At 38.9% G+C, this 12365-nt stretch carries 14 protein-coding genes and 1 other annotated feature; all 14 genes read right to left on the bottom strand.

What is annotated here, in order from left to right; all coding sequences use genetic code 11:
• Window positions 1–79 precede the first annotated feature (79 nt).
• Complete coding sequence (gene rpoB, locus C7B89_RS05120) at window positions 80–3655, bottom strand: DNA-directed RNA polymerase subunit beta (protein WP_175400790.1); 3576 nt, start codon at window positions 3653–3655, stop codon at window positions 80–82.
• Window positions 3656–3897: 242 nt separating this feature from the next.
• Entirely contained in the window at window positions 3898–4500 is a 603-nt protein-coding gene (locus C7B89_RS05115; RefSeq protein WP_036077767.1) for a class I SAM-dependent methyltransferase, read from the bottom strand.
• A gap of 76 nt (window positions 4501–4576) precedes the next feature.
• Window positions 4577–4936 (bottom strand): 50S ribosomal protein L7/L12, encoded by a 360-nt coding sequence (gene rplL, locus C7B89_RS05110; RefSeq protein WP_004233598.1) that lies wholly within the window; start codon window positions 4934–4936, stop codon window positions 4577–4579.
• A gap of 72 nt (window positions 4937–5008) precedes the next feature.
• On the bottom strand, window positions 5009–5509 hold the full coding sequence (gene rplJ, locus C7B89_RS05105) for a 50S ribosomal protein L10 (RefSeq protein ID WP_103119000.1): 501 nt from the start codon (window positions 5507–5509) through the stop codon (window positions 5009–5011).
• A gap of 32 nt (window positions 5510–5541) precedes the next feature.
• Window positions 5542–5687: a sequence feature (ribosomal protein L10 leader region), on the bottom strand.
• Between the two features lie 53 nt (window positions 5688–5740).
• Window positions 5741–6439, bottom strand: coding sequence for a 50S ribosomal protein L1 (rplA, locus tag C7B89_RS05100; RefSeq protein WP_004233594.1), 699 nt, complete (start codon window positions 6437–6439; stop codon window positions 5741–5743).
• Between the two features lie 116 nt (window positions 6440–6555).
• A complete protein-coding gene (rplK, locus tag C7B89_RS05095) occupies window positions 6556–6981 on the bottom strand; it encodes a 50S ribosomal protein L11 (protein WP_004233593.1) in 426 nt (141 codons plus the stop codon).
• 229 nt (window positions 6982–7210) lie between these two features.
• Window positions 7211–7744 (bottom strand): transcription termination/antitermination protein NusG, encoded by a 534-nt coding sequence (nusG, locus tag C7B89_RS05090; protein ID WP_004233590.1) that lies wholly within the window; start codon window positions 7742–7744, stop codon window positions 7211–7213.
• A gap of 345 nt (window positions 7745–8089) precedes the next feature.
• A complete protein-coding gene (gene secE, locus C7B89_RS05085) occupies window positions 8090–8275 on the bottom strand; it encodes a preprotein translocase subunit SecE (RefSeq protein WP_004233589.1) in 186 nt (61 codons plus the stop codon).
• A 48-nt stretch (window positions 8276–8323) separates the two neighbouring features.
• Window positions 8324–8470 (bottom strand): 50S ribosomal protein L33, encoded by a 147-nt coding sequence (gene rpmG / locus C7B89_RS05080; RefSeq protein WP_081010942.1) that lies wholly within the window; start codon window positions 8468–8470, stop codon window positions 8324–8326.
• 77 nt (window positions 8471–8547) lie between these two features.
• Window positions 8548–9195, bottom strand: a complete 648-nt coding sequence (gene sigH, locus C7B89_RS05075) for an RNA polymerase sporulation sigma factor SigH (protein ID WP_004233587.1) — start codon at window positions 9193–9195, stop codon at window positions 8548–8550.
• Between the two features lie 68 nt (window positions 9196–9263).
• A complete protein-coding gene (locus tag C7B89_RS05070; RefSeq protein ID WP_054548958.1) occupies window positions 9264–9776 on the bottom strand; it encodes an NYN domain-containing protein in 513 nt (170 codons plus the stop codon).
• Window positions 9777–9778: 2 nt separating this feature from the next.
• Complete coding sequence (rlmB, locus tag C7B89_RS05065; protein ID WP_054548957.1) at window positions 9779–10531, bottom strand: 23S rRNA (guanosine(2251)-2'-O)-methyltransferase RlmB; 753 nt, start codon at window positions 10529–10531, stop codon at window positions 9779–9781.
• A complete protein-coding gene (locus C7B89_RS05060) occupies window positions 10531–10971 on the bottom strand; it encodes a Mini-ribonuclease 3 (RefSeq protein ID WP_175400791.1) in 441 nt (146 codons plus the stop codon). Before C7B89_RS05060 ends, rlmB begins: the two co-directional genes overlap by 1 nt.
• A complete protein-coding gene (gene cysS / locus C7B89_RS05055) occupies window positions 10956–12356 on the bottom strand; it encodes a cysteine--tRNA ligase (RefSeq protein ID WP_048395551.1) in 1401 nt (466 codons plus the stop codon). The genes C7B89_RS05060 and cysS overlap by 16 nt, the downstream gene beginning before the upstream one ends.
• Window positions 12357–12365 lie beyond the last annotated feature (9 nt).

The following is a 12365-nucleotide window of genomic DNA, read 5'->3' as shown; positions in this document are numbered from 1 at the left end:
CAGGCAGGGCGTTAAATCCTGCCCGGCTAATTTGAAAAATAAGTTTGACCAAATTCACATTTGTGAATTTGGTTTTCCATTATTCAAAAGACTCTACTGGCTCTTCTTCTGTATCTGGCTGTGGTGCAATGTTAAGTGCATCAGCTGGCTGAAGATCGTCTTCTTCGTCTAAATCGCGAAGCTCTACTTCTTCATCATTAACTGTTAACATCTTAACATCCATACCAAGAGATTGAAGTTCTTTAATCAATACTTTGAATGACTCAGGAACACCTGGCTCTGGTACACTTTCACCTTTAACGATGGCTTCATATGTTTTCACACGACCAACAACGTCATCAGATTTAACCGTTAAGATTTCTTGAAGTGTATACGCAGCACCATAAGCTTCAAGTGCCCATACCTCCATTTCACCAAAACGTTGTCCACCAAATTGCGCTTTACCACCAAGTGGTTGTTGCGTAACAAGTGAGTAAGGACCAGTTGAACGTGCATGAAGTTTATCATCAACCATGTGAGCAAGTTTGATCATATACATGATACCTACTGATACACGGTTATCGAATGGTTCACCAGAACGTCCATCATACAGGATTGTTTTACCGTCACGGTTCATCCCAGCTTCTTCCATTGTTTCCCAAACGTCTTCTTCATTAGCACCATCAAATACTGGTGTTGCCATGTGAACGCCTAGATAACGAGAAGCCATACCTAAGTGTAACTCTAAAACTTGTCCGATATTCATACGGGAAGGTACACCAAGTGGATTTAACATGATATCAACAGGCGTGCCATCTGGCATGAATGGCATATCTTCTTCTGGTAAGATACGAGAGATAACCCCTTTGTTACCATGACGTCCGGCCATTTTGTCCCCAACACGAATTTTACGTTTTTGAACAATATAAGCACGAACTAATTGGTTAACACCTGGTGGTAATTCATCGCCATCTTCACGGTTAAATACTTTAACATCAAGAATGATACCGCCAGCACCGTGTGGTACACGTAATGAAGTATCACGAACCTCACGAGCCTTTTCACCGAAGATTGCATGTAATAAACGCTCTTCAGCAGTTAATTCTGTAACCCCTTTAGGCGTTACTTTCCCAACAAGAATATCACCGTCACGTACTTCCGCACCAATACGGATAATACCACGTTCGTCTAGGTTACGAAGTGCATCTTCTCCGACGTTTGGAATATCACGAGTGATTTCTTCTGGTCCAAGCTTTGTATCACGAGATTCTGATTCATATTCTTCGATATGAACAGATGTATAGACATCGTCTTTTACAAGGCGCTCACTCATAATAACAGCATCCTCATAGTTAAAGCCGTTCCAAGTCATGAATGCAACCAGAACGTTACGTCCAAGAGCTAGTTCGCCTTTTTCCATTGATGGACCATCTGCTAAAATGTCACGAGGTTTCACACGTTCGCCTACTTTTACAAGTGGACGTTGGTTATATGAAGTACCTTGGTTAGAACGAATGAACTTCTGTAATTTATATTTTGTTAAATCGCCTTTAACCTCTTTGCCGTCTACAACTTCAATGCGGCGTACATGGATAGAGCGAGCTTCAACGTGCTCAACAATACCATCATACTTCGCTACTACAGCTGCACCTGAATCACGCGCATCAACATGTTCCATACCAGTACCAACGAATGGTGCTTCTGGGTTAAGTAGTGGAACTGCTTGACGTTGCATGTTGGCACCCATAAGTGCACGGTTCGAGTCATCGTTTTCTAAGAACGGTATACATGCAGTCGCTGCAGAGACAACTTGTTTAGGAGATACATCCATGTAGTCCATTTGCGCTTTATTGAATACCGTGTTATCACCACGGAAACGACCTACTACTTCATCATTTACAAAAGTACCATCTGGATTTAACGGTGAATTTGCTTGTGCTACATAGTAGTTATCTTCTTCATCAGCTGTTAAATAATCAATTTGCTCCGTTACTCGACCTGTTTCGTGGTCAATACGACGATAAGGTGTTTCAATGAAGCCAAATTTATTAACTTTGGCAAATGAAGATAATGAGTTGATTAACCCAATGTTTGGACCCTCTGGTGTCTCGATCGGACACATACGACCATAGTGAGAGTAGTGAACGTCACGTACTTCGAAGCCAGCACGCTCACGCGTTAAACCACCAGGACCTAATGCAGATAGACGACGTTTATGCGTTAACTCTGCTAATGGGTTTGTTTGGTCCATGAATTGTGATAATTGAGAGCTTCCGAAGAACTCTTTAATCGACGCAATCACTGGACGGATATTGATTAATTGTTGTGGTACGATCGCAGCTGTGTCATTAATTGACATACGCTCACGTACTACACGTTCCATACGAGACAAACCGATACGGAATTGATTTTGTAGTAACTCACCAACAGAACGTAGGCGACGGTTACCTAAATGGTCAATATCATCTGTTGCACCTACTTGGTAAAGTAAGTTAAAGAAATAGCTTACTGAAGATAAAACATCAGCAGGTGTAATATTCTTAACTTCTTCATCAATGTACGCATTACCAATGATATTAATTTCTTTTTGAGCTTCATCCTTTGGAGCATAAATCTTAATAGATTGGATGGTTACATCATCTTCAAGCACTCCACCGACTTGTGATAAAGTGCGGTAACCAATACCTTTTGATGAATCTTCTAGGTAAGGTAGAATTTTATCTAAAGTACGACGATCTAGTACTGTACCTTTTTCTACTAAAATTTCGCCTGTTTCTGGATCTACAAGCGTTTCAGCAATCGTTTGGTTGAATAAACGATTTTTAATGTGAAGCTTTTTATTCATTTTGTAGCGACCAACATTCGCTAAATCATAACGTTTAGCATCGAAGAAACGAGAGTATAATAAACTCTTCGCACTTTCTACTGTTGGTGGCTCACCTGGACGTAAACGTTCGTAGATTTCTAAAAGCGCTTTTTCTGTACTTTCAGAGTTATCTTTTTCTAACGTATTACGCAGATACTCGTTATCACCGATAATATCGATAATTTCTTGATCTGAACCGAAACCTAATGCACGTAGTAACACTGTTACTGGTAGCTTACGAGTACGATCAATTCGCACATAAACTACGTCTTTCGCATCAGTTTCATACTCTAACCAAGCACCACGGTTTGGAATAACTGTAGCTCCAAAGCCTTTTTTACCGTTTTTATCAGTTTTATCATGGAAATACACACTTGGTGAACGAACTAATTGTGAAACGATAACACGTTCAGCACCGTTGATAATGAACGTACCTGTTTCTGTCATTAACGGGAAATCACCCATGAAGACATCTTGTTCTTTCACTTCGTCTGTTTCTTTGTTGTAAAGACGTACTTTCACACGTAATGGAGCTGCGTAAGTAACATCTCGCTCTTTACACTCATCAACATCATATTTAGGCTCACCTAATGAATAATCGATGAATTCTAATGAAAGATTACCTGTAAAGTCCTCGATCGGCGAAATGTCACGGAACATTTCACGTAAACCTTCTTCAAGGAACCACTCGTAAGACGCCGTTTGAATCTCAATCAGATTTGGAAGCTCAAGCACCTCTTTAATACGCGCAAAGCTTCTACGCTGGCGGTGTTGTCCGTACTGAACTAGTTGACCTGTCAACTCATTCACCCCTCAATAAAGCGATATTAGGTCTTTGCAAAATCATACAAATAGTGTATGATTTCGAAAGACAAAAAGAAAACGAGTCTTCAAAAAGATCTCATTTTCGGTTAACTAAACTTATCTTGGCAAGTATACCCATATTAAAACAATTCTATACAAAAAGGGCATACGACCTCAAAATAATATTTTTGCATTGTATCATATTATCATAGCCGATTTGTCAAGTCAATAAATTATACATATTTCATTTATTTTTTTGCGCGTACTATCCAGTACCCTTTTTTCTTTTCTACTACATCGACTTCTGAAAACTTTTCTTCTAAGTAACTTACTGTCGATGGCGCTCCTTGTTTCTTCTGAATGACTACCCAGAGTTCACCCGAAGACACTAGCCGATCGTAAGCTCCATCGTAAAAGCGGAAAATCGTTTCCTTCCCCGCACGAATTGGTGGATTCGTTAAGATAGCTGCTGCATCTACATCTTTATCAACCATCGATAGGCCGTCACTCACAAATATTCGCACATTTTGAACACCGTTCACTTGCGCATTTTTTTGCGAAAGCGCAACTGCACGTTCATTAATATCCATCATAAAAACGGTACGGTCTGGATTAGTTTTGGCAATCGATAACCCTATCGGCCCGTATCCACAACCTACATCAAAAATCGCACCATCAATATCAGGCATTTGAAAAGCGTCTATTAAAACACGGGATCCAAAATCTACTTCGCTTTTACTAAATACACCTGCATCCGTTTCGAATGAAAACGTATGCCCTAGTAACTTGAATGTCCAGTGACGTGGTTTACTTTCAGTTTGAGGCTTACTTGTATAATAGTGATCTGACATTTTCACGCCTCCTCAGAATGAAGAAAAAAGCTCGCCAAAATGACGAGCTTTCCTTTTGTTAAAAAGTAACGCGAGATTACTTAACTTCTACAGATGCGCCAACTTCTTCAAGTTTAGCTTTGATTTCTTCAGCTTCATCTTTAGAAACGCCTTCTTTAAGAGCTTTAGGAGCGTTATCTACTACTTCTTTAGCTTCTTTAAGACCTAAACCAGTGATTTCACGAACCACTTTGATTACTTTGATTTTTTCTGCACCAGCAGATGCTAATACTACGTCAAATTCTGTTTTTTCTTCAGCTGCAGCAGCACCACCAGCAACTACTGCTACTGGAGCAGCAGCTGTTACACCGAATTCTTCTTCGATAGCTTTTACTAAATCGTTTAATTCAAGAACTGTCATAGCTTTGATAGCTTCTAAGATTTGCTCTTTATTCATTATAATTTCCTCCTAATTGGATAATGTTTTATTTTTTGCGATCAGGCCGCAGAAGTATTAGTGCGTACTAAATTACGCGCCTTGTTCTTCTTTTTGTTCTGCAACAGCTTTTGTTGCAAGTGCGAAGTTACGCACTGGAGCTTGAAGTACAGATAAAAGCATAGAAAGTAGACCTTCGCGTGATGGAAGTTCTGCAAGTGCTTTAACATCTTCAACAGAAGAAATAGTACCTTCAATAATACCAGCTTTAATTTCTAAAGCTTCGTTTTTCTTAGCGAACTCGTTGATGATTTTAGCAGGCGCTACAACATCTTCATTTGAGAACGCAATTGCGTTAGGACCAACTAATACTTCGTTGATTCCTTCAAGGCCAGCAGCTTCAGCAGCACGACGAGTTAAAGTGTTTTTGTAAACTTTGAACTCAACGCCAGCTTCACGAAGTTGTTTACGAAGCTCTGTTACTTGTGCAACATTAAGACCACGGTAATCCACAACTACTACAGAAGCAGCGCCTTGGAATTTTTCAGTAATCTCTTGAACTTGTACTTGTTTGTTTTCGATTGCTTTGCTCATGATGACACCTCCTATTAGAATGGGTCATTTATACCGACAAAAGAAAAGCCTCCGAGTCAAATAGACACAGAGGCTGAAAGTCATCATCTTTAAATAAGAATCTGAATTCCGATGTCCTCGGTAGGAACATTAAGTGACAAGTCACTCCTACTGTCTACGGTACAAATGGATAATTCACAACAGCAACTATAGTATCACGTATAGCCACTATCGTCAATACATATATATAAATTATTTTACTACTACGTTAGAAGCGTCAATTTTAACCGCTGGACCCATTGTAGTTGTAACATTTACAGATTTCATGTAAGTACCTTTAGCTGCAGCAGGTTTTGCTTTTTGAACTACATCAAAAACAGCTAAGAAGTTTTCTACTAATTTTTCTGCTGAGAAAGAAACTTTACCGATAGGAGCGTGGATAATACCAGCTTTATCAGCACGGTATTCTACTTTACCAGCTTTGATTTCTTCGATAGCTTTTGTTACATCAAAAGTAACTGTACCAGTTTTAGGGTTTGGCATTAAACCTTTAGGCCCTAATACACGACCAAGTTTACCAACTTCACCCATCATGTCAGGAGTTGCTACGATTACATCGAAGTCAAACCAACCTTGTTGGATTTTTTGGATGTATTCTGCATCGCCTACATAGTCAGCACCAGCTGCTTCAGCTTCTTTAAGTTTTTCACCTTTTGCAAATACTAATACGCGTTGAGTTTTACCAGTACCGTTTGGTAGTACTACTGCACCACGGATTTGTTGGTCGTTCTTACGAGTATCAATACCTAAGCGGAAAGCAACTTCTACAGTAGCGTCGAAGTTTACTGTGCTAGTTTTTTGAGCAAGTTCGATTGCTTCTTGTGCAGTGTAAAGTGCGTTACGATCAATTAATTTTGCTGCATCTTGCAGTTTTTTACCTTTTTTAGCCATTATATATTTCCTCCTTGATTGTGGTTATAGCGGATTTTACCTCCCACGAATAAAGGTTGCGTGTTCACAAAGAAACTTCGCAACCTTCCAAAAAACAAAACATCAAGTAAATGGGATTAGTCTTCGATAACAATACCCATGCTTCGTGCAGTACCTTCAACCATTAACATAGCAGCTTCTACTGAAGCAGCGTTAAGGTCTGGCATTTTAGTTTCAGCGATTTCGCGAACTTTATCACGTTTAACCGTTGCCACTTTTTTACGGTTTGGTTCACCAGATCCAGATTGGATACCAGCTGCTACTTTAAGTAGAACTGCTGCAGGTGGAGTTTTTGTAATGAAAGTGAAAGAACGATCCTCGAATACTGAAATTTCAACTGGGATAATAAGACCAGCTTGATCAGCAGTACGCGCATTAAATTCTTTACAGAATCCCATGATGTTCACACCCGCTTGACCTAATGCAGGACCAACCGGTGGAGCTGGGTTAGCTTTACCAGCAGGGATTTGAAGTTTAACAACTTTAATAACTTTTTTAGCCACGAGACACACCTCCTTAAGTCCGTGATGTGGTAATTGGGTTGCCCCTCCCACTCAATATCTGTCTGTCAGCTAAGTGCCGATAACATTAAAATTATCATTACAGACGTCAAACAAAAGTATGACAGTCTGACCTATGAAATGATACCACTTTTAATTTTTTTAAGCAAGTAGTAATTAACAAAATCTGCGAAACATCTACCAATTAGCATGTAATGTTCTAATGTTAGAACTATAATTTTTGAACTTGTTCGAAATCTAGCTCCATAATCGTTTCGCGACCAAACATATCAACCGTCACTTTAATTTTACCTTTTTCTGTGTCAATTTCTTCAACACGTCCTTGGAAATGAGCAAACGGCCCTTCTAATACTTCTACTGCTTCACCAACAGTAATGTCCACTTCTACAACTTTATCAGTCATACCCATTTGTTGTAGTAAACGATCTGCTTCTTCAGGTAATAACGGTGTTGGTTTTGCTCCTCCACCAGATGAACCGATAAAGCCCGTAACACCAGGCGTATTTCGAACTACATACCAAGAATCATCTGTCATGATTAACTCTACTAACACATAACCAGGGAAAACTTTACGCATCATTGTACGTTTTTTTCCATCTTTCATTTCTGTTTCTTCATGCTCAGGAACAATCACACGGAAGATTTTATCTTGCATTCCCATTGTTTCTACACGTTTCTCTAGGTTTGCTTTTACACGGTTTTCATACCCTGAATACGTATGAACAACATACCAATTTTTCTCCATAACTACTAGGACTCCTCGTCCGTCCCTCCCTTACAAATAAAAGTGAAAATGAATCGCGATACGCTCAATGCATTTTTACTCTTTTCACAAACATCTCATTAGAAAAATATAGCTTTCGCTAATTACTTGCGAAAGCTCGATGATATATACCGAAACTAGCATAGTCATCTATCGCTACTATCATACTCTCCTAGTAGTATTTATCATAATGAGGAGATTTTACTGCTTTGCGCTTCACTTCATCCATCCCATTAGATGGAGTTTTCTGCTGAATGAAGATAAAACAAACGAAAAAACCCGTTATTGCAATGGACGGGCTATTTCAAAAATATGCTATTTACTAAATTATAAATCTAAGTACCAGCGGAATAATGATGAAATACCTAAGTCAACTAACACAAAAAATAAAGCCATAATGACAACAGTTGAAATTACAACGACTGTATATTTCGTCAGTTCTTTACTTTTCGGCCAGCTTGTTTTGCGCATTTCTGACATTACATCGCTGAAAAAGCTTTTGATCTTGCCCATTCTAGCTTAACCTCCGAATCAATCAAATCTGTCTATTTACATATCATTTTATAGCGTTTGTTTATGCATTGTATGTTCATTGCAATGCGAGCAAAATTTCTTTAATTCGAGACGTACAGTTGCACCTTCTTTAGCTGGGAACGTGTAATTTCTCGAACCGCATTTCTCACAATTTAGCACGACTTTTTTTGCCATATAATCACCTTTTTCGGCACTTTGTCTTTTTAAGACTAACACCTATATTTGTCAATGTCAATAAAGGCCTAAATGGGCTAAGACATTTCCTCAAGGACTAAATGACGTTCTAATTTACGTTTTACCCGCTGCAATGCATTATCGATAGATTTCACATGACGATTTAATTTGGCGGAAATTTCATGATAAGACTGGCCGTCTAGATATAAGGCTAAAACTTGTAGCTCTAATTCACTTAAAATCTCACTCATCTTTTCTTCTAAATATCCAAACTCTTCTCTATGAATCATCAATTCTTCTGGATCATCCATAATAGCACCCGTTAGTACATCCATAAGCGTTCGGTCTGACTCTTCGTCGAATATAGGCTTGTCCAAAGAGATATAGGAATTTAGAGGTATATGCTTTTGCCTAGTTGCTGTTTTAATAGCTGTGATAATCTGTCTTGTAATACATAACTCTGCAAAAGCTCTGAATGATGCAAGCTTATCTCCTTTAAAATCACGAATCGCTTTATATAAGCCTATCATGCCCTCTTGTACAATGTCTTCCTTATCTGCTCCGATTAAAAAATAGGATCTTGCCTTCGCTCTTACTAACAAACGGTATTTTGTAATTAAATAATCCAACGCATCTGTATTACCTTGATGCACCATTTCAATAAGCTCTTCATCATTGAATCGTTCAAAATCTTGTGTCACTTGTACAATGCTATTTTTAAACATGGTATCACCTCAGCCACAACAGATAATTAGAAACAGTATAACGGAATTGGAAAATATGCGTCAATCAATCATTTCAACCCTCGTCGCCATTTTTCAAAGGCGAGCGCAACATCTGGCTTTAATTCTATACGAGAAGGCGGCTTACTTTCTTGCTTCCGCTTCACATCATGAGTAATTTTATGTTGGATAATACTTGTATCAATTTCTAGCTCTCTAGCCGATTTCCTTAAGGCACCATTCCCAAATATAACACTTTGCTCTGCCATATCAGAAGTTGCTACATGAATTTGTACATTTCTAGCCTTTAATTCATGTGTCATTTTTTCAATACGTTCATCTGCTGTTTCATTTTTTCGTGTATAAATGACTTCTACATCATTTTCTATATAAGATTGCTCTACTCCTGGTACAAGATGGGCGTCAAAAACAATAATTACGCGCCAACCCATTGCCGCTTTATATTCAGCCATGAGTTCTATCAACCTTCTTCGCGCATCCTCAAAATTTGTATCACGCAATGGCCGCAGCTCTTTCCAAGATCCAATCATATTATAGCCATCAACAAGCAAAATGTTTTTCATTGTTATTCAATCGCTTCTTGACGTTTACGATACACTTCGTACATTAATAAAGCCGCTGCTACTGATGCGTTCAGTGATGTGACATGCCCAACCATCGGTAAGTGATATAAAAAATCGCATTTTTCTTTTAATAAACGCCCCATCCCTTTGCCCTCACTACCGATAATGATGGCTAATGGTAATGTTGCATCCATTTTTCGATAATCTGCAGATCCCTTTGCATCTGTCCCTGCAATCCATACACCGCGTTCTTTTAATTCATCTATAGTTTGAGCAAGATTGTTTACACGTACAACTGGAACGTGTTCAATCGCTCCTGTAGATGCCTTTGCCACTACTGCTGTTAGACTCACTGATCGGCGCTTAGGAATAATAATACCATGTGCTCCTATAGCATCAGCCGTTCTCATAATAGACCCTAGATTATGAGGATCCTCTAACTCATCTAAGATTAAGAAAAAAGGATCTTCCTGTTTATTAGCTGCGGCTGCAAATAAATCCTCTAGTTCAGCATACTTATAAGCGGCAACAGAAGCAACGATACCTTGATGATTAGCACTTGATAATTGGTCAACTTTCTTTTTTGGGACAAATTGAACTATGACACCACGTTCACGGGCTAAATCTAGCAGTTCATTGACGCCAGATTTCTTTACTCCTTCTGCAATCCATACTTTATTCATATCGCGGCCTGAACGAAGTGCTTCTAACACTGGGTTTTTACCGGCAATAATTTCACCATTCTGTTCTGCCATTATTTAGACACTCCTTTTGATTCCTCGATTATTTGAATAGCATATGCAATGATTTCGTAGACGCGTTCTAGTTCATTTAATAAATATAAACTACCAAGCACCGCCTCAAAGCCTGAGCTATTACGATAGGTTTGGACATCCGTATTTTTTGGTACAGAGCCGGATTTGGCATTGCGTCCACGGCGGAACACAGCCAATTCCTCCTCTGTTAAATAATTTTCATCCATCATGCGATGAACGATCATCGATTGCGCTTTTGCTGAGACGTAGCGAGTTGCCTCTCGATGTAGTGTGTTTGGTTTAACACGACCAGAGCGTAGCAAATATTCTCGGACCTTTTGTTCCAATACGGCATCACCCATATAGGCTAACGCCAGCGCTTTTAATTGTTTAACATCTTCATTGCGAAGTTTATCCAACTTAATTACCCTCGTTTCCATCTAGTTCCTTGTCGTGTATCTTCTAAAATGATACCTTGGGCTTGCAAATGGTCACGGATCTCATCAGAGCGAGCAAAATCACGATTTTTACGTGCCTCGACGCGCTCTTGTAGTAATGCTTCAATTTCTTCGTCTAATAGTTCTTCTTCTTTTGCAAATTCAATACCTAAGACGTCACCTAGTACTTCAAAGGTTTCAATAAAGGTTTCTAATACCTTCTTGCAAGTATTGGCTTCATTTAAGTAAATATTAGCAATACGAGCTACTTCAAATAATACAGAAATAGCGTTGGCTGTATTAAAATCATCATCCATTGCCTCTTCAAAATGCGCTTTCTGTTCCGCAATTTTGTTCAGCCATTCTTCTGAATGATCACCTAAGCTTACAGTAGTCGTAAGGCGATGCTTCACATTGTTGTATGCTGTACGAATGCGCTCTAAACCTGACGCAGCAGCTTCTACTAGGTCCTTCGCAAAGTTAATTGGATGACGATAATGGACAGATAGCATGAAGAAACGCAATATCTGCGGGTCAATTTGTTTACGGATATCATTCACAAGAATAAAATTCCCAAGAGATTTGGACATCTTTTCATTATCAATATTAATATACCCGTTATGCATCCAATAACGCGCAAATGTTTTATCATTGTGTGCCTCTGATTGAGCAATTTCATTTTCGTGGTGAGGGAAAGTTAAATCCTGCCCACCAGCATGAATATCAATAGTATCTCCTAAATGTTCACGAGCCATTACAGAACACTCAATATGCCACCCTGGACGGCCATCTCCCCATGGGCTTTCCCAGAATATCTCACCTGGCTTAGCAGCTTTCCATAAAGCAAAATCTAGCGCATCATCTTTTTTCTCGCCCGCTTCAATACGAGCACCGATTTTTAAATCGTCAACTGATTGGTGTGATAATTTACCATAGCCATCAAATTTACGAGTACGGTAATACACATCTCCAGCAGATTCATAAGCGTAACCCTTTTCAATTAGCACTTGAATAAATTGAATGATATCGTCCATATGCTCTGTCACACGTGGATGAACATCTGCCTTTTTGCATCCTAGTGCTGTAACATCTTCAAAATAGGCTGCAATAAAACGCTCTGTTAATTCGTGTACTTCTTCACCAAGCTCATTTGCTGCTTTAATAATTTTATCGTCTACATCCGTAAAATTGGAAACAAACTTTACATCATAGCCTTTATATTGAAAATAACGACGTACTGTATCATAAACAATTACAGGACGTGAATTCCCAATATGGATATAGTTATAAACCGTAGGACCGCAGACATACATTTTTACCTTGCCCTCTTCTAGCGGTACAAAGGTTTCCTTTTGTCGTGTTAATGAGTTAAAAATTTGAATACCCATTGTATTTCA

The organism is Lysinibacillus capsici, assembly GCF_003367505.1.
Lineage (GTDB): Bacteria > Bacillota > Bacilli > Bacillales_A > Planococcaceae > Lysinibacillus > Lysinibacillus capsici.
The sequence above is the reverse complement of the archived record's forward strand: the minus strand, read 5'-3'. Positions and strand labels throughout refer to the sequence as shown.

Coding starts and splice junctions, on each gene's coding strand:
- rplJ (WP_103119000.1), bottom strand. CDS start 5,509: ATGAGCAAAGCAATCGAAAACAAACAAGTACAAGTTCAAGAGATTACT.
- C7B89_RS05115 (WP_036077767.1), bottom strand. CDS start 4,500: ATGTCAGATCACTATTATACAAGTAAGCCTCAAACTGAAAGTAAACCA.
- rlmB (WP_054548957.1), bottom strand. CDS start 10,531: ATGGCAGAACAGAATGGTGAAATTATTGCCGGTAAAAACCCAGTGTTA.
- rplA (WP_004233594.1), bottom strand. CDS start 6,439: ATGGCTAAAAAAGGTAAAAAACTGCAAGATGCAGCAAAATTAATTGAT.
- C7B89_RS05060 (WP_175400791.1), bottom strand. CDS start 10,971: ATGGAAACGAGGGTAATTAAGTTGGATAAACTTCGCAATGAAGATGTT.
- rpmG (WP_081010942.1), bottom strand. CDS start 8,470: ATGGCAAAAAAAGTCGTGCTAAATTGTGAGAAATGCGGTTCGAGAAAT.
- cysS (WP_048395551.1), bottom strand. CDS start 12,356: ATGGGTATTCAAATTTTTAACTCATTAACACGACAAAAGGAAACCTTT.
- secE (WP_004233589.1), bottom strand. CDS start 8,275: ATGGGCAAGATCAAAAGCTTTTTCAGCGATGTAATGTCAGAAATGCGC.
- C7B89_RS05070 (WP_054548958.1), bottom strand. CDS start 9,776: ATGAAAAACATTTTGCTTGTTGATGGCTATAATATGATTGGATCTTGG.
- sigH (WP_004233587.1), bottom strand. CDS start 9,195: ATGTTTAAAAATAGCATTGTACAAGTGACACAAGATTTTGAACGATTC.
- nusG (WP_004233590.1), bottom strand. CDS start 7,744: ATGGAGAAAAATTGGTATGTTGTTCATACGTATTCAGGGTATGAAAAC.
- rplL (WP_004233598.1), bottom strand. CDS start 4,936: ATGAATAAAGAGCAAATCTTAGAAGCTATCAAAGCTATGACAGTTCTT.